Here is a 17,378-nt window from a genome sequence, read left to right as displayed (position 1 = left end):
GGGTTGTCGCCAGGTCGTGGGGGTGGTCCCGGGGAGGTGGGGTGGCAGCACCGTGTCGGGTGCGCCCGGTAGGTTGCCGGGCATGCGCCTCGCCACCTGGAACGTGAACTCCGTCCGCACCCGCGTCGACCGCGTCATCGCCTTCCTGGAGCGCTCCGGCACCGACGTGCTGGCCATGCAGGAGACGAAGTGCAAGGACGAGCAGTTCCCCCGCGAGGCGTTCGAGGCCGCAGGCTACGAGGTCGTCACCAGCGGGTTCAGCCAGTGGAACGGGGTGGCGATCGCGTCGCGCGTCGGCATCACGGACGTCGAGCACGCGTTCGCGGGCCAGCCGGGCTTCGGCGAGGAGCCCGTCGTGGAGGCGCGCGCGCTCGGGGCGTCGTGCGGCGGGGTGCGGGTGTGGAGCCTGTACATCCCGAACGGCCGGGAGATCGACGACCCGCACTTCACGTACAAGCTCCGCTGGCTGGAGGCGCTGCGCACGGAGGCCGGGCGTTGGATCGCCGACGACGGCGACCCGGCCCTGCCGGTCGCGCTGGTCGGGGACTGGAACGTCGCGCCGCTCGACACCGACGTGTGGGACATCGGCGTGTTCGCGGGTCGCACGCACGTGACCCCCGCCGAGCGGGACGCGTTCGCGGCGTTCGCGTCCGCCGGGTACACCGAGGTGTCACGCGAGCACCTGCCCGCCGAGCACACCTACACCTACTGGGACTACCAGCAGCTGCGGTTCCCCCGGAACGAGGGCATGCGCATCGACTTCACGTGGGCGTCCCCGGCGCTCGCCGTGCGGGTCACGGGGGTGGAGATCGACCGCAACGAGCGCAAGGGCAAGGGCGCGTCGGACCACGTCCCCGTGATCCTCGACATCGCGGACGCCGCCTGATCGGCCGACGTCGGGGCACGCGCGGCTCGGCTAGGTTCGGCGCATGACGACGCCCACCGGTCCGGACGCCCCCGGCCCGACCCCGACGCCCGCGCCGACGTCGGGCTCGCCGTTCGCGCCCGCGGGCTGGCCCGCGACGTCGTCCGTGCCGCCGGAGGACATCGCCTGGCCGCCGGCCCCGGCGCAGCCCGCGTACGCCGCGCAGGCCCCGTACCCCACGCAGCCGGTGCAGCCCGCGTCGTCGCCGTACGGTCCGCCGTCCACGCACGCCCCGCAGTCGCCGACCCCCGGCTGGCCCGGTCCCACCGGGTACGCCTCGGCGTGGGAGCCGCAGGCCCCGCTGCCCGCCCCGACCGGGACCGCACCCGCCTGGGCACCCGACCCCACCCCGACCTCCCCGGCCGCCCCCACCTACCCCGCCCCCGGTGGGTACGCGCAGCCGTGGTCCCCGCCGCCCGGCCCGCCGCCGACGGACCCGCTGGCGGTGGCCTCGCTCGTCACCAGCTGCACGGGCCTGCTGATCGTGCTCGGGGCTCCGGTCGGTCTGGGTCTCGGCATCGCCGCGCTGCGCCGCATCCGCCGCACGGGCGCCTCGGGCCGGGGCCTCGCCCTGGCGGGCACGTGGATCGGTGCGGTCCTGACGGGGGTGTTCACGCTGGGCCTGGTGGCGGCGGTGGTGATCCCGGTCGCGCTGAACGCGCAGGACGGGACCACCACGTCCACGGGCACGTCCGACGAGGAGCAGTGGGCGCAGGACACGACGATGCCGCCGTTCGAGCTGAGCCTCGACCTGGCGCCCGGTCAGTGCCTCGCGACCGCCCCGGAGGCCTACGACATGTCGGACGCGGCCGTCGTGGACTGCGGTGCGGCGCACGAGACCGAGGTGCTGGAGATGCTGGCGATGTCGGCGCCGGTGCTGGAGGACCTCACCGCCCCGGATGCGGGGTACACGGAGCTGCTGGACCGCTGCGAGCAGGCGGTCGCGACGGCGGTGGACCCGGCGGTGCTGCCGGTGGAGAGCTACGCGGACGTGTACTACCCGCACCCGTCGCAGTGGGAGGGCGGCGGTCGCACGGCGTACTGCGTGCTGACGACGTTCCCGGCGGCGACGGGCTCGGCGGTCGCGGGCACGTTCGCGGCCGGTGGCGGGACGAGCGCCTGATGCCGCAGGGGTACCCGGAGGCGTACTACGCGCCGGGCTGGGGCGCGCCGCCCCCGCCCCGGACGGACCCGGTGGCGGTGACGTCGCTGGTCACGGGCGTGCTCGGGCTCGGCCCGGTGGCGCTGGTGCTGGGGCTGGTGGGCCTGCGCCGCACCCGACGCGGTCGCGAGCCCGCGCGGCGCGGCCGCGGGCTGGCGGTGGCCGGGACGGTGCTGGGCGTCGTCGGCACGGTCGTGGGCGCGGCGCTGGTGGCGTTCGTCGCGGTGACGACGGTGACGTCGCGCCCGCTCCCCCCGGACGTCACCGAGCCGGTGGACGCGCGGGCGGTGCAGCTGGTGACCGGGTCGTGCCTGGAGACGCTGCCGCCGGATGGCGAGGTCGACCGGGTGCGGGTGGTGCCGTGCGCCGACCCGCACGAGGCGCAGGTGCTGACGGACTACCGGTTCGACCGCGGGGCGCGCTGGCCCGGCGCCGAGGAGGCCGCGGCGGCGGTGGCAGCCGCGTGCACCCTGACCCCCGACGAGGTCGCGCAGGGCATGCGGGTGGTGGCGTGGTCGCCGACGGAGGCGTCGTGGCGGCGGGGCGACCGCACCGGGTTGTGCGTGGGCGTGCTGCCCGACCCGGTCACGGGGTCGCTGCTCGACGAGAGCGCCACCCCGGTCGGCTGAGGTCTCAGAGGTCGACGGTGAGGTGCCCAGCGACGAGCGCCCGGACGACGGCGACCATGTCGGTGGCACCGCCGTCGAGCAGCCACTGGACCTGCATGCCGTCCATGAGGGCGATGAGCTGGCGCCCGGCGACCTCGGGGTCGACGCCCTCGCGCAGCTCGCCCGCGTCGCCCGCCTGCCGGTAGGCGCGGACGGCGGCGTCGACGGACGTGCGGTAGCGGTCCACGAAGAACTGGTGCGCGGGGTGCTCGGTGGAGGTGGCCTCCGCGGAGAGCACGGCGTAGAGCTCGACGATGTGCCGGCGGGTGGTGTTGAGCTCGACGAGCTCGACCAGGCGGCGCAGGGTGACGACGCCGTCGGTGTCGTCCAGGCCGACCCACTCGATGTCGACCTCGTCGCGGTGCTCCAGCACGGCGAGCAGCAGGGACTCCTTGGTCGGGAAGTGGTGCAGCAGCCCGGGGTGGGAGATGCCGCAGCGGGCGGCGATCTCGCGCAGCGACGCCCCGCGGTAGCCGACCTCCCCGAACATCGCCATGGCCTGGTCGATGATCTCGCGGCGCTTCGCGCGCCCCTTGGCGTAGCCCCGTTGCACCTCGACGCTCATCGGTCTGCCCCCTCGCGGTCGCCGGCCCCGGTCCTACGGGGCCGTGCTGGCGCACAGCGTCTCACAGCGGGGTGGAACCGTACCCCCACAAACCCGACCGCCTGGTCGGCAACTGGAGTACGGTGGAAACCCACTGATCGCACGAGGAGGTGCCGCATGTCCGTCGCACTCGACGTGGAGCGTGTCCTGGCCGGGCTCACGCTGGAGGAGAAGGCCGCCCTGACGTCGGGATCCGACTTCTGGCACACCGAGGGCGTCGAGCGCCTCGGCGTCCCGGCGGTCATGGTCACGGACGGCCCGCACGGCCTGCGCAAGCAGGCGGAGGACGCCGACCACCTCGGGATCGGCAACTCGGTGCCCGCCACGTGCTTCCCGCCCGCCGCCGCGCTCGCGTCCACGTGGGACGTCGACCTGCTGGACCGCGTCGGCCGCGCCCTCGGCCGCGAGACCGCCGGGAACGACGTCGCGGTGCTGCTCGGCCCCGGCGTGAACATGAAGCGGTCGCCGCTGTGCGGGCGCAACTTCGAGTACTTCTCCGAGGACCCCGCGCTCGCGGGCGACCTCGGCGCCGCCCTGGTCGCGGGCATCCAGTCGCAGGGCGTCGGCACGTCGCTCAAGCACTTCGCCGCGAACAACCAGGAGACCGACCGCATGCGCGTGTCCGCCGAGGTGGACGAGCGCACGCTGCGCGAGATCTACCTCCCGGCGTTCGAGCGGGTCGTCACCCGCGCGCAGCCCTGGACCGTCATGTGCTCGTACAACCGGGTCAACGGCACCTACGCCTCCCAGGACCCGTGGCTGCTGACCGAGGTGCTGCGCGATGAGTGGGGCTTCGAGGGCCTGGTCGTGTCCGACTGGGGCGCCGTCGTGGACCGGGTCGCCGCCGTCGCCGCGGGCCTGGACCTGGAGATGCCCGCGACCGGCGGGCGCACCGACGCCCTCGTGGTCGACGCGGTGCGGAACGGGACGCTGGACGAGGCGGTGCTCGACGTCGCCGTGCGGCGCGTGCTCACCCTCGTCGCGCGGGCGCAGCCCGCGCTCGCCGCACCGGCCCAGATCGACGTCGAGGCGCACCACGCCCTGGCGCGCGAGGCCGCGGCCGACGGCTCGGTGCTCCTGAAGAACGACGGCGCCGTCCTGCCGCTGTCCGCCGAGGCCGCCACGGCGGCCGTGGTCGTCGGCGAGTTCGCCCGCACCCCGCGCTACCAGGGCGCCGGGTCCTCGCAGGTGAACCCCACCCGCCTGGACGACGCCCTCACCGCGCTGCGCACCGCGACCGGGGTGCACCTGCCGTTCGCGCCCGGGTTCTCCGTCGCGGGCGTCGCCGGGTCCGAGGCGGCCGACGACGCCGCCCTGCTCGCCGACGCCGTCGAGGCCGCGCGCGGCGCCGGGACGGTGCTGCTGTTCCTGGGCCTGCCCGCGCCCGACGAGTCCGAGGGCTACGACCGCACCCACCTGGGGCTGCCCGCCAACCAGGTCGCGGTCCTGCGGGCCGTGGCCGCCGTGAACCCGCGCGTCGTCGTGGTGCTCGCGAACGGCTCGGCCGTGTCCGTCGAGTGGCAGGACGACGCCGCCGCGGTGCTGGAGACGTGGCTCGGCGGCCAGGCGGGCGGCTCGGCCGTCGCGGACCTGCTGCTCGGCGTCCGCACCCCGTCCGGCCGGCTCGCCGAGACGATCCCGCACCGCGTCGAGGACACCCCCGCGTTCGGCAACTTCCCCGGCGAGGCCGGGACCGTCCGGTACGGCGAGGGCGTGCTCATCGGCTACCGCTGGTACGACACCCGCGGTGTGGACGTCGCCTACCCGTTCGGCCACGGGCTGTCGTACACGACGTTCGGCTACACCGACGTCGTCGCGACCGTCACCGGCGAGGGCCCGACGTCCGCCGTGCGCGTCGGCGTCACCATCACCAACACCGGGACGGTCGCGGGCGCGGAGACGGTCCAGGTCTACGTCGGCGACCCCGAGGCCGCCGTGCTGCGCCCCACCCGCGAGCTCAAGGCGTTCGCCAAGGTCGCGCTGGCGCCGGGCGAGTCCCGCGCGCTGACGTTCGACCTGGACGCCCGGGACCTGTCCTACTGGCACCCCGGCCTGCACCGCTGGGTCGTCGGCGGCGGGCGCACCGTGGTGGAGGTCGGCGCCTCCTCCCGCGACATCCGCGGCACCGCCGAGGTCGAGGTCGCCGGCGAGCCGCTGTTCGGCCCGCTGTCCGCCGAGTCGACCGTCACCGAGTGGCTCGCGCACCCCACCGGGTCCGCGGTGCTGGGCGCCGCCTTCGGCGAGGCCACCGCGGCGCTCGACGACACGATGCTGGCGATGCTCGGCGACATGCCGATGCGGGTGATCGCGAGCTTCGGCATGGGCGGCTTCGACGCCGACGGGCTGGACCGCATGGTCGCGGAGGTCGCGGGGACGACCGGGACCGCCGCGGCCTGAGCCCCCCCCCGCCACGACGACCGAGCCCGCGGGACCAGCTGGTCCCGCGGGCTCCGTCGTGCCCAGCACCGCCGCCCCGGCGCGCCGCGAGCGTCGAGGCACCACTACGCGAGCAGGAGCACGAGGACCGCGACGCCGACCAGGACGGTGATCACCACACCCGCCGCGAGCGCGGCACCGGCGACCGCGAGGACCACCCGCATCACCACGGCCCGCACCCGGTCCGCCACCGTCTCCCGCTCCGCCCGCTGCAGCATCAGCGCGAGGACGACGACCACCAGCGCGACCGCGCAGACGACCGCACCCACCGGGGCGACGAGCATCCCCAGCACCACGATGTCCAACGCCCAGTCCGCCGACGTCACCCTCCACCTCCACGCACCGCCGATCGTTCGTTCCCACCCTGGCGCCCCCGTCCACCCACGCCTGCACCAGCGACGGTGCGCGGTTCTGCGTAGGTGGTGGCGGCGGCACTGGGTGCTGTGACCCGCCCTAACGTCGCCTGTGTGCCCGGGCCCCCGCATGAACGCCGCACCCGGCACCCGCGCGGCCCGGTACCGCTCGTCCTCGTGCTCGGCGTCGTCGCCGCGACGACCGTGGCGTGCTCACAGACCGACCCCGCGCTCTACGCGCCGCTGCACGAGCTGGCCGACGACCTCGGCGTGACCGACGTCGGTCCCGTGCTCGCCGAGCGGACCTGGGGTACCGGGGGCTTCTCCTCCACCGACCCCACCCTCGGGTACCTGATCGGCGGGTGCGACATCTACCCGACGCTGGTCGACCTGGTCAACGACGCGGGGTTCGAGGCGTATGCCCCGACCCGCTACGTCGAGGGTCGGCCGGTCTCGGGGTGGTCGACGACGGGCAGGGCGACCGCTCCGCTGGTGTCCGTCGCCGAGCAGGAGCCCGATTCCGCAGCCACGTTCCACGACGAGCTGGTCGAGTTCGAGGGCTGCGCCACCCAGGTCAACATCCTCGGCTCACGACCGACCCCGTGAGCACCCACCCCCAGCGCGATCCCGCTACCCGAAGGAGAAGGATCAGATGAGACGACTTTTCGCCGCGCTCGCCCTGGTCGCCCTGGTCGGCATCGGCAGCGTCGGGCCGGTGGCGCCGCCCGCGACGGCCGGTGAACTCCGTGAGACCTGCACCACCTACGAGTTCATCGGTGCGCGAGGTTCCGGCCAGGCACCGACCCACGCACCGCTCGACCCAGCGAGCTACCTCGCAGACGAGCGAGCGGGCATGGGCCGCGAGGTGTTCGCGGTGTTCGAGGGCGTCGAGCAGGCGGTCCTCGCTGCGGGCGAGTCGATCACCGGGCACGGCCTGCGGTTCCCCGCCCCGGGCGTCTTCGACGGCACGGATCTGATCAACGGACTGCGAGCAGCGAACAGCTGGGGTCAGAGCGGGGCGTACGGGGACTCCGTGCGGATCGGCAGCGCGGAGCTGCTGCGCCGGGTCGAGTCCCGCGCAGCGCAGTGCCCGGATATGACGTTCGTGGTCGCGGGGTACTCGCAGGGGGCCGAGGCCGCAGGGACCGGTCTGGCCGCACTCCCCAGACGGTTGCAGCAGCGGGTGGCCGCGGCCGCCTTCTTCGGGGACCCGCTGTTCAACGCGAACGACGCGGACCCCGGCTACTCCTCGTTCGACCGTGACCACCACGGTGCGATGGGAGCCCGCGTGCTGTGGGACCGCTCGCGCCAGGGCGCGGTCACGGCGTCCTACTGCCGTCTGGCGGACCCGATCTGCAACCTCACGACGATGACCGTCCTCGACCCGGGGCAGGTGAAGTTCTCCCGGGACCTGGGGTGGCTGATGCGCACGACGCGGTCGCTCGGGATCGGCCTGTTCGACCACCACCTCACCTACTCCGCGGCGGACGGCGACCTGGCGCGGTCACCGGACGTCAGGGACGCGGTGATCCGCCTCAGCAACGCCCTCGGGGTGACGAGCGGGGTGGTCACCTCGATCCCGACCGACGTGGTGTTCGTGATCGACACCACCGGCTCGATGTCCGGGCCGATCAGCTCGGTCCGCCAGCAGGTGCACCACCTGGTCCGGGTGCTGGAGGAGCAGTCCGCGGACTTCCGGGTCGGGTTGGTCGAGTTCCGCGACTGGTTCGACGCGTTCCAGGCCAGGGTCGTCACACCGCTGACCACGGACACGGAGGTGTTCCGTGCCGGGTTGAACGGGCTGGTCGCCTTCGGCGGTGGGGACACGCCCGAGAGCGTGTACTCGGGGCTCGTTCGCGCCTTCGACCAGGACTGGCGGGCAGACGTCCGCCGCACGGTGGTGCTGGTGGGCGACGCTCCGCCGCACGACCCGGAGCCGGTCACCGGCCTGACCCGCGACCAGGTCGTCGCGCGGGCGCTCGGCACGGACGTCGTCACGGGCGTGCCCGGCCCCCGGGCCGGCCGCGGCACCGAGCCGATGGCGGGCGAGGCACCCTCCCTGCGCGGGCCGGTGGCGGTGTACGCCGTCAACTCGGGGAGGTCCGCCGACACCTCCGCGGCGTTCGGCGACATCGCCGAGGCCACGGGCGGGTTCCTGATCGAGTCCGTGGGTTCGGTCGCCGACCAGGTCGGCGAGGCGCTGCTCGCTGCCGGCCAGGCGCCCGAGGTGCAAGTGGCACCGACCTTCTCCCGCGCCGGCCAACCCGCCTCGCTCAACGCCGGAGGGACCTACCCCGCGGCGGGGGACGTCGTCGTCGCCTACGACTGGAACCTCGGGACGGGGACCCCGGTCGGCAGCTACGACGCCACCACAGACGGGCCCCGGCTGGAGTGGGTGTTCGACGAGCCCGGGGAGTACCGGATCACCGTTCGCGCCCGGACCGCTGGTGGACGCTCCGCGGTCGCGTCGAACGTGCACGAGGTGGATCCGGCCTACACGCGGGTCCCGCACGTCCCCCAGGACGTGATCGCGACGACGGCGGCCGACGCTGAGGTGGAGGTGTCCTGGGCGGCGGACCCCGAGGCGTACTGGTACACGTTCTGGGACGCGGACGGCGAGGTCATCGACGCGTACAGCTGGTACGAGCCGGGGTGGACGCTGTACGACCTGCCGCCGGGTGAGCCCGTGACGTTCTTCCTCACAGCGGGCAACGACCTCGGGACCAGCGAACCCGCGGGCCCGTTCACGGCGGTCGCCGGAGGTGAGCGCACCCCCGACCCGGCGGTCGCCCCGGACGAGCCCGTACCGACGGTGCCGACGGACGGGCTCCCGGAGGGCGCGCCCGGCGACCGCGCCGACGGCGCGGGCACGTCTGCGGCGGCCGTACCGCAGTCCACTCCGGGACAGGCGGACCGACCGGGCGGGACGGCGCTGGCGGCGACCGGCGCTGGACTGGTGATCGCCGCCGTCGGCGCACTGGCGGCCTCGGGCGTCGGGGCCCGGGTGTTGCACCGCGTGCGCGGGCGCGGCGACGGGGACTGAGGCCTGCCCGGGCGGGCTGGACGTCCCAGGCGACCGCCCCGCGCGGGTGCCAGGGTGGACGTACCGGTGCGGGACGCGCCGGCACCGGGCGAGGAGAGGAAGTCCCATGGGCGGGTCGCGGGTGGTCGTGGTCGGTGGCGGGTACGGGGGGTCGCTGGTGGCCTCGCTGCTCGACGACGTCGCGGAGGTGACGCTGGTCGAGCCGAAGGACGCGTTCGTGCACGCGTCCGCGGCCCTGCGCGCGGCGGTGGACCCGGTCTGGGAGGACCGGGTGTTCTACGGGTACGACCGGCTGCTCACCCGCGGCCGCGTGGTGCGGCAGCGCGTCGAGCGAGCGACGTCCGCGGGCGTGCAGCTCGCCGACGGCACGGCGGTCGAGGCCGACCACCTGGTGCTCGCCACCGGGACGGCGTACCCGTTCCCCGCGAAGTTCCTCGAGTCCGAGACGCGCGTCGCCCGGGCCCGGCTCGCCCGGATGCGCGAGGGCCTCGCCCGCGCCGAGCGGGTGCTGGTCGTCGGGGCGGGCGCCGTCGGGCTGGAGCTCGCCGGCGAGCTGCTCGACACCTTCGGGCACCTGCGGATCACGCTGGTCGACCAGGCGCCCGACGCGCTGACCACCGGGGACTACCTTCCCGAGCTGCGGGCCGCCGTGCACGCCCAGCTCGACGGCCGCGTGGACTTCGTGCTCGGCTCGCGCCTCGGGTACCTGCCGCCGTCCGACGTCGGCACGTACGAGCCGTTCGCGGTGGAGACCGAGGCGGGCGTGCGCGTCGAGGCGCAGATGTGGTTCCGCTGCTACGGCACCGTCGCCGCCTCCGACTACCTGGCGGGCGACCTCGCCGGGGCCCGCAACGGGCTCGGCGAGGTCCGCGTCGAGCCGTCGCTCGCCCTCACCGGGCACCCCGGGGTGTGGGCGGTCGGCGACATCACCGACGTGCGGGAGTCCAAGCGCGCGTCCGCCGCGCGGGCGCACGCCGAGGTCGTGGCCGCGAACATCCGGGCCCGCGTCGAGGGCCGCGAGCCGACGGCGACCTACGCCCCCGCGCCGGAGCGGATCGTGCTGCCGCTGGGCCGCACCGGCGGCGCGAGCCAGGTGATGGGGCCCGACGGCACCCGCCACGTGCTCGGCGCGGAGGAGACCAGCCGCATCAAGGGCGCGGACCTGTTCTCCAGCGAGATGGCCGCGCTGTTCGGCTGACGACGAGGCGGGGGTCGCCGGTCCCTCTCGGGACCGACGACCCCCGCCGTCGCACCTCGCCGGTTCAGGCCCGCTCGAGCACCAGCCCCGGGGCGTCGTCCGGCGCCCGGGTGACCCGGACCGTGTCGCCGTCGTGGACCTCGCCCGCGAGCAGCATCCGCGCCAGGCGGTCGCCGATCTCCCGCTGCACCAGGCGGCGCAGCGGCCGGGCGCCGTACGCGGGGTCGAACCCCTCGATGGCCAGCCACTCGCGCGCCGCCGGGTCGACGTCCAGCGTCATCCGGCGGTCCCGCAGCCGGCGGCCCAGCGACGCGACCTGCAGGTCCACGATGCGGCTGAGCTCGTCCAGCGACAGCGGGTCGAACAGCACCACGTCGTCCAGCCGGTTGAGGAACTCCGGCTTGAACGCCTCCCGCACCGCACCCATGACGGCGTCGCGGCGGGCGTGGTCGTCCAGGGTCGGGTCGACCAGGAACTGCGAGCCGAGGTTGGACGTCAGCACGAGGATGACGTTCCGGAAGTCGACCGTGCGGCCCTGGCCGTCGGTGAGGCGCCCGTCGTCGAGCACCTGCAGCAGGATGTCGAAGACCTCGGGGTGCGCCTTCTCGACCTCGTCCAGCAGCAGCACCGAGTACGGGCGCCGCCGCACGGCCTCGGTGAGCTGGCCGCCCGCCTCGTAGCCGACGTAGCCCGGGGGCGCCCCGATCAGGCGCGCGACCGAGTGCCGCTCCTGGTACTCCGACATGTCGATGCGCACCATGGCGCGCTCGTCGTCGAACAGGAAGTCCGCGAGCGCCTTGGCGAGCTCGGTCTTGCCGACGCCGGTCGGGCCGAGGAACAGGAACGACCCGGTGGGCCGGTCCGGGTCGGCGATGCCCGCGCGGGCGCGGCGCACCGCGTCGGAGACCGTGGCGACCGCCGCGGACTGCCCGATGAGGCGCCCGCCGATGACTTCCTCCATGCGGAGCAGCTTCGCGGTCTCCCCCTCCAGCAGCCGACCGGCGGGGATGCCGGTCCACGCGGCGACGACCTCGGCGATCTCGTCCGGGCCGACCTTGTCCGCGATCATCGGGGCGTCCGCGACCAGGGCGTCCCCGGCGCGCTCGCGCTCCTCGGCCTCGGCGATCTCCTGCTGGACGGCGGGGATCTCGCCGTACTGGATGCGGGCGGCGGCGGCGAGGTCGCCCTCGCGCAGCAGCCGGTCCGCTGTCGAGCGCAGGTCGTCCAGGCGGGCCTTCAGGTCACCGACCAGGTTGTGCCCGGCCTTCTCCGTCTCCCACCGGGCGGTGAGGCCGGCCAGCTCCTCGCGACGGTCCGCGAGGTCGGCGCGCAGCTTCTCCAGCCGCTCGCGGGAGGCCGGGTCGTCCGCCTCGGACAGCACGACCTCCTCCATCTCGAGCCGGGTGACGGCGCGCTGCAGCTCGTCCACCTCGACCGGCGAGGAATCGAGCTCCATCCGCAGCCGGGACGCGGCCTCGTCGACCAGGTCGATGGCCTTGTCCGGCAGCTGGCGGCCGGTGATGTACCGGTCGGACAGCGCGGCGGCAGCGACGAGGGCGGAGTCGGCGATGGCGACCTTGTGGTGCGCCTCGTACCGCTCCTTGAGCCCGCGCAGGATCGCGACGGTGTCCTCGACGGACGGCTCGCCCACCAGCACCTGCTGGAACCGGCGCTCCAGGGCGGGGTCCTTCTCGATGCGCTCGCGGTACTCGTCCAGGGTGGTCGCGCCGACGAGGCGCAGCTCGCCGCGGGCGAGCATGGGCTTGAGCATGTTGCCCGCGTCCATGGCGCCCTCGCCGCCGGCACCCGCGCCGACGACCGTGTGCAGCTCGTCGATGAAGGTGACGACCTCGCCCTCGGAGGAGGTGATCTCCGCCAGGACGGCCTTCAGGCGCTCCTCGAACTCGCCGCGGTACTTCGCGCCCGCGACCATGGCGGCCAGGTCGAGCGAGATGAGGCGCTTGCCGCGGAGGGACTCGGGGACGTCGCCCGCGACGATGCGCTGCGCGAGGCCCTCGACGACGGCGGTCTTGCCGACGCCGGGCTCGCCGATCAGCACCGGGTTGTTCTTGGTGCGCCGGGACAGCACCTGCACGACCCGGCGGATCTCGGCGTCGCGGCCGATCACGGGGTCGAGGCGGCCGTCGCGGGCGCGCTGGGTGAGGTCGACGCCGTACTGCTCCAGGGCCTTGTAGGTGCCCTCGGGGTTCGCGCTGGTGACGCGAGCGGTGCCGCGCACCGACGGCAGGGCTGCGGCGAGCGCGTCGCGGGACGCCCCCTGGGCGCGCAGGGCGTCGGCCACGCCGGTCTGCCCGGCGGCGATGCCGAGCAGCAGGTGCTCGGTGGACACGTAGTCGTCGCCGAGGCTGCGGGCCTCCGCGTTGGCGGCGTCGAGGACGGCGCCGGTGGCGCGGGACGGCACGGGCTGCGACACGGACTCCCCGGACGCGGCCGGGAGGCCGACGAGCACCGCGCGCACGGCGCGGCCGAGGGCCTGGCGGTCGGCGCCGACGGCGTCGAGCAGGCCGTTCGCGACCCCGCCCTCCTGGGCGAGCAGCGCGTTCAGCAGGTGCGCGGGCTCCAGCTGCGGGTTGCCCGCGGCCGAGGCCTGCTGGATGGCGTCGCCGAGCGCCTCCTGCGTCTTGGTGGTGAGCTTCGCGTCCAACGTCCCCTCCGTGCGGTTCGTGCGGTCTGTGCGGTGCGCGGGCCCGGTGCGGTCCCTGCGCTGTCCTCCGGTGCAACCCGGTCGAAGTTGAGCCTATTCCGCTCAACTCTGTCCCGTCGACCGCGCTGGCGGCGCCGACGGCGCCCGACCGCGGCCCGGCGCGCGGCGTCCCTGGCGGCGAGCCGGCCACCACCCGACCCGACCACCGCCCGACCGGACGCGCGGCGACCTGCCCGCGACGCCCGACCCCGTCACAACTCGCTGTCACAGCACACGTTGACACCTACTCAGGTCACAGGGCGTTGTGACGGAGTTCACGCCCGTGACACACGCCCGACGCACGCGTGTGACATCGCGCGCCGCCGGTGACCTGCGGCGACAGCACCTCGGAGATACGTCCCACGATGTCCGGTCTGCGAGACGTTGATCTGCGCATATGGTGGCAATCCGGACAGCCGATCAGTGATCAATCTCACAAACAGTGCCCGATTCGCCCGAAGAGAGTTGCGTTGCACCAGCCGCGACCAACACTCTTGGACCACTCAGCCGGGTGCTCATCCGGCTCACAGGAATCACTCCTCCGCACCCGCCCGAACGGGTGACCCCCTCCGATCCACCGCCCATCCTCCAGTCACAGCGGACGGCGAACCCTCACCTCGGCAGCCGGTCGAGGACAGCGCCTTCCGCCCCCCGCACAGCCCCTCCGCCGCGTCACCGTCGCCGCCGGCTCCCACCCCCCGACAGCGCCGAGGTGAGCGATGTTCATCTTCATCCTGCAGATCCGGCACATGCTCGACGACCACGCCGAGCTGTACCTGTTCACGGTGTTCTCCGCCCTCGTGTGGGCCCTGTGGATCCTCAAGGTCGCCCTGTCCCGGCGCTACAAGCCCTGGACCGAGGAGCACCACGAGACCACGAGCGTCATCGTCCCCGTCGTCGACGAGCCGCTGGACCTGTTCCGCGACGTGCTCACCCGCGTCACCGAGCAGCACCCCGACGAGGTCATCGTCGTCATCAACGGCAAGCGCAACCCCGACCTCGAGGCCGTGTGCGAGGAGTTCGCGCCGCTCGTGCAGTGGGTGCACACCCCGATCCCCGGCAAGCGCAACGCCGTGAAGATCGGCACCGAGATGTCGAAGTACGACATCACCGTGCTGCTCGACTCCGACACCGTGTGGACGCCCGGCACCCTGAGCGAGCTGATCAAGCCGTTCAAGGACGCGAACGTCGGCGGCGTCACCACCCGCCAGCGCATCCTCGAGCCCAGCCGCTCCTGGATCACCCGCTGGGCGGACTGGCTGGAGAACTCGCGCTCGCTCTACTCGATGCCCGCGCAGTCCGTGCTCGGCCAGGTCGGCTGCCTGCCGGGACGCACCATCGCGTTCCGCCGGCACATCCTCATGGAGGTCATGGACGACTTCATGACCCAGCGGTTCATGGGCGTGTTCCTCGAGGTCTCCGACGACCGCACCCTGACCAACCTCACCCTCAAGCAGGGCTACCGGACGGTCTACCAGCACACCAGCCTCGTCTACACGGACGCCCCGCTGCAGATCAAGAAGCTCTTCAAGCAGCAGCTCCGGTGGGCGCGCGGCTCGCAGTACAACACCCTGCGGATGCTGCCCTGGATGCTCGGGCACGCCCCCGTGCTGTCGATCTTCTTCCTCGCCGACATCATCCTGCCGTTCCTGCTGGTCGGGACGATCGCGGGCTGGGTCTACCGGGCCGCCAGCGGCACCGGCGTCAACCTCTACGAGGCGATGCTCGAGACGTACGGCGCGCAGGCCGGCTGGTTCTGGGTCATCGCGCTGATGGTCGTCTCGTCCGTGCTGTCCATGGCGATCCGGCAGATCCGGCACCTGCAGGAGGTCCCCAGCGACTTCTTCCGGCTGCCGATCTTCATCATCGTCTCGACGTTCTTCCTCATGCCGGTCCGGCTGCTCGGGTTCCTGCGCATGGCGCACGCCTCCGGCTGGGGCACCCGCGCCGGGGCCTACGCCGGTGGCGACCCCGGTCAGGGCGGCGTGGAGCCCGAGGGCGGCGTCGCCACCCTGGAGGCCGAGCTCGACCTGATGTCCCGCCCCGCCCCGGTGGACGTCGTGGACCGGGACGGCGGCCTGCCGACCCAGCGCGACCACGCCACCGACCCGCAGCACGGCACCCCGGTGCCCGCGGGTGTCGCCGCGCACGCGGCGCACGCCGAGCAGGCCGCGTACGGGTCCACCCCCGCGTGGCACACCACCGCCGCCGGCGGCGTCCCCGCCGGTGCCGTCGAGACCGCGCCCGTGGCCGAGGCGACCCGTCGCCAGGCCCGGGCGGCCGCCCCCGCGCCGACCCCGAAGAAGCGGCTGAACCCGCTCGCCGGGATCCCCTACGTGATCGCCGCGGTGATCTTCGCCCTGGAGGCCCTCCTCTATGTCTGACGCACCCGTCCCCCACGGCAAGGCCTGGTGGGCTCCCACCATGGGCCGGATGACCGTCCGCGCGCGCATCGCCACCGCGGTGATCGCCATCGCCCTGCTGGGCATCACCCTCATCGTGTGGAACACCCCCGCGGTGTCCTCCATCGTCAACGCGCAGGCCGACGAGCCGACCGCCGCCGAGCTCGCGCTCCGCGAGCGCAACGCCGAGCTGGAGGGCCAGCTGCAGTCCAGCCAGGCCCAGGCCGACGCCCTGCGGGACGTCCTCGCCGACGAGCAGGCCGCCCGCAAGAAGGGCGAGGAGTCCGCCGCGCAGAACCAGGCGCAGCGCGAGGCCGACGCCGCCGCGGCGGCCGAGGAGGAGGCGAACGCGAGCAGCGGGCGGTCCTCGTCCTCGTCGCGGTCCACCCGCTCGTCCTCGAACCGCGGGACCGCCGCCGCCGCGCCCGCCGCGGGCAGCGACGGCGGGGCCGCCAACCCGAGCAACCCGCGCCCCGAGCAGCCGAGCACGCCGCCCGCCGGGCCGACCAAGCCCACCGCGCCGAGCAAGGCCGCCCTGGTCAACCCGACGCAGCGGTACTTCGGGATGTACACCGAGCAGGCGCCGTTCAACTGGGCGACCTTCGACGACGCCGCGAACGACGTCGGCCGCCAGCAGAACCTCGTCGGCTACTTCGGCGGCTGGGACGAGAGCTTCCGCGCCAACGCGGTCACCCGGTCCTGGGAGCGCGGCATGCTGCCGATGCTCACCTGGGAGTCCCGGCCGATCGGGTCCAAGAACGACGTGGTCGAGGAGCCCGACTACACGCTCCCGAAGATCATCGCCGGGGAGTTCGACGCCTACCTCACGCAGTACGCGAAGGACGTCGTCGCGACCGGGCTGCCGCTGGCGATCCGCCTCGACCACGAGATGAACGGCATCTGGTACCCGTGGGCCGAGCAGACCGGCTCCGGCTCCCCGATCAACGGCAACGGCGTGGGCGACTACGTGAAGATGTGGCAGCACGTCCACGACATCTTCGAGGCCAACGGTGCCAACCAGTACGTGATCTGGGTGTGGGCGCCGAACATCATCAACAACCTGCCCGCCGCGAACCAGGGCCTCGACTTCCTCAAGGCCCTGTACCCCGGTGACGCGTACGTCGACTGGGTCGGCGTCTCCGGCTACCAGCGCCCGCCCTACAAGGCGGACAACGACGCGACCTTCTCGTACACGTTCGACCGGACGCTGGACCAGCTCCGGGCGATCACGGACAAGAAGATCATCCTCGCCGAGGTCGCCGCGTCCGAGACCGGCGGCACCAAGCCCCAGTGGGTGCGGTCGTTCTTCCAGGGCTTCGACCCCGGCCAGAACGACGACATCGTCGGGTTCGCCTGGTTCAACCTCGCGATCACCACCTACGTCGACGGGCAGCTGTCCACCAACGACTGGCGGGTGGACTCGCGGGCCAACAGCCTCGACGCGTTCCGCTCCGGCCTGAACGCCGCGTCGCACCAGTTCGGGGGCACCCCGCTCGGCGACTCCGCGGCGGCCGCCGCCACCTCCGCGGCCGCAGCGGCCGAGGCGCGGACAGCACCGGAGGCGAGCCCGGCGCCCACGACGTCACCGGCGCCCACGCCGACACCCACCCCGTCCGCCACGCCCACGCCCACGCCGACCCCGTCGGCCACGCCGAGCGCGACGCCCAGCCCCACCCCGAGCCCGGCGGCGACCCCGTGACCCGCCGCACCGCCCGGTCCACCAGCCGCATCAGCCGCCCGCAGCGCCCCACCGTGAGGAGCACCCCGATGAACGACGCCTCGCTCGCCGCCGCCACCCTGTCCGCCGAGGACCTGGCCGCGACCGGCCTGCCCTACGACGAGCCCGACACCGAGGGCTCCGGGCCCGGCTCGTCCGGCCCGAT

At 74.0% G+C, this 17,378-nt stretch carries 12 protein-coding genes; 9 read left to right on the top strand and 3 right to left on the bottom strand.

Features of this window, described 5'->3' with window-relative positions; translation table 11 throughout:
* The first annotated feature begins 82 nt into the window (after positions 1–82).
* The 3 genes from EBM89_RS02020 to EBM89_RS02010 are packed head-to-tail and all read left to right on the top strand — an operon-like array spanning position 83 to position 2,716.
* Positions 83–886: an exodeoxyribonuclease III gene (locus tag EBM89_RS02020; RefSeq protein ID WP_122147792.1), complete on the top strand. Its 804-nt coding sequence runs from the start codon at positions 83–85 to the stop codon at positions 884–886.
* Between the two features lie 43 nt (positions 887–929).
* The gene (locus EBM89_RS22400; RefSeq protein WP_122147791.1) at positions 930–2,048 is read left to right on the top strand and encodes a DUF4190 domain-containing protein; all 1,119 of its coding nucleotides are present in this window, start codon (positions 930–932) and stop codon (positions 2,046–2,048) included.
* On the top strand, positions 2,048–2,716 hold the full coding sequence (locus EBM89_RS02010) for a DUF4190 domain-containing protein (protein ID WP_122147790.1): 669 nt from the start codon (positions 2,048–2,050) through the stop codon (positions 2,714–2,716). The genes EBM89_RS22400 and EBM89_RS02010 overlap by 1 nt, the downstream gene beginning before the upstream one ends.
* Positions 2,717–2,720: 4 nt before the next feature.
* On the opposite strand, the gene EBM89_RS02005 is transcribed toward EBM89_RS02010, so the two are convergent.
* Entirely contained in the window at positions 2,721–3,320 is a 600-nt protein-coding gene (locus tag EBM89_RS02005) for a TetR/AcrR family transcriptional regulator (protein WP_122147789.1), read from the bottom strand.
* Between the two features lie 156 nt (positions 3,321–3,476).
* Between EBM89_RS02005 and EBM89_RS02000 the strand changes: the two genes are divergently transcribed.
* Complete coding sequence (locus EBM89_RS02000; RefSeq protein WP_122147788.1) at positions 3,477–5,756, top strand: aryl-beta-d-glycosidase; 2,280 nt, start codon at positions 3,477–3,479, stop codon at positions 5,754–5,756.
* A 104-nt stretch (positions 5,757–5,860) separates the two neighbouring features.
* Here the strand turns inward: EBM89_RS02000 and EBM89_RS01995 are convergent, their stop codons facing one another.
* Positions 5,861–6,121, bottom strand: coding sequence for a hypothetical protein (locus tag EBM89_RS01995; RefSeq protein WP_122147787.1), 261 nt, complete (start codon positions 6,119–6,121; stop codon positions 5,861–5,863).
* A gap of 141 nt (positions 6,122–6,262) precedes the next feature.
* On the opposite strand from EBM89_RS01995, the gene EBM89_RS20970 reads away from it, so the two are divergent.
* The 3 genes from EBM89_RS20970 to EBM89_RS01985 all read left to right on the top strand — a co-directional run bounded on the left by EBM89_RS20970 (position 6,263) and on the right by EBM89_RS01985 (position 10,389).
* Positions 6,263–6,754 carry a hypothetical protein gene (locus tag EBM89_RS20970; protein WP_158609439.1) on the top strand — a complete coding sequence of 164 codons (492 nt, stop codon included), beginning with the start codon at positions 6,263–6,265 and terminating at the stop codon, positions 6,752–6,754.
* Between the two features lie 46 nt (positions 6,755–6,800).
* Positions 6,801–9,191 carry a cutinase family protein gene (locus tag EBM89_RS01990; protein ID WP_158609437.1) on the top strand — a complete coding sequence of 797 codons (2,391 nt, stop codon included), beginning with the start codon at positions 6,801–6,803 and terminating at the stop codon, positions 9,189–9,191.
* A 106-nt stretch (positions 9,192–9,297) separates the two neighbouring features.
* Positions 9,298–10,389: an FAD-dependent oxidoreductase gene (locus EBM89_RS01985; protein WP_122147785.1), complete on the top strand. Its 1,092-nt coding sequence runs from the start codon at positions 9,298–9,300 to the stop codon at positions 10,387–10,389.
* 64 nt (positions 10,390–10,453) lie between these two features.
* Here EBM89_RS01985 and clpB read toward each other — a convergent pair whose 3' ends face one another.
* Positions 10,454–13,054, bottom strand: coding sequence for an ATP-dependent chaperone ClpB (gene clpB, locus EBM89_RS01980; RefSeq protein WP_122147784.1), 2,601 nt, complete (start codon positions 13,052–13,054; stop codon positions 10,454–10,456).
* A 758-nt stretch (positions 13,055–13,812) separates the two neighbouring features.
* Between clpB and EBM89_RS01975 the strand changes: the two genes are divergently transcribed.
* Positions 13,813–15,477, top strand: coding sequence for a glycosyltransferase family 2 protein (locus EBM89_RS01975; protein WP_122147783.1), 1,665 nt, complete (start codon positions 13,813–13,815; stop codon positions 15,475–15,477).
* Positions 15,470–17,194, top strand: a complete 1,725-nt coding sequence (locus EBM89_RS01970; protein ID WP_233571476.1) for a glycoside hydrolase family 26 protein — start codon at positions 15,470–15,472, stop codon at positions 17,192–17,194. The genes EBM89_RS01975 and EBM89_RS01970 overlap by 8 nt, the downstream gene beginning before the upstream one ends.
* The last annotated feature ends 184 nt before the right edge of the window (positions 17,195–17,378 follow it).

Source organism: Cellulomonas triticagri (assembly GCF_003696205.1).
Taxonomy (GTDB): Bacteria; Actinomycetota; Actinomycetes; order Actinomycetales; family Cellulomonadaceae; genus Cellulomonas; species Cellulomonas triticagri.
The sequence above is the reverse complement of the archived record's forward strand: the minus strand, read 5'-3'. Positions and strand labels throughout refer to the sequence as shown.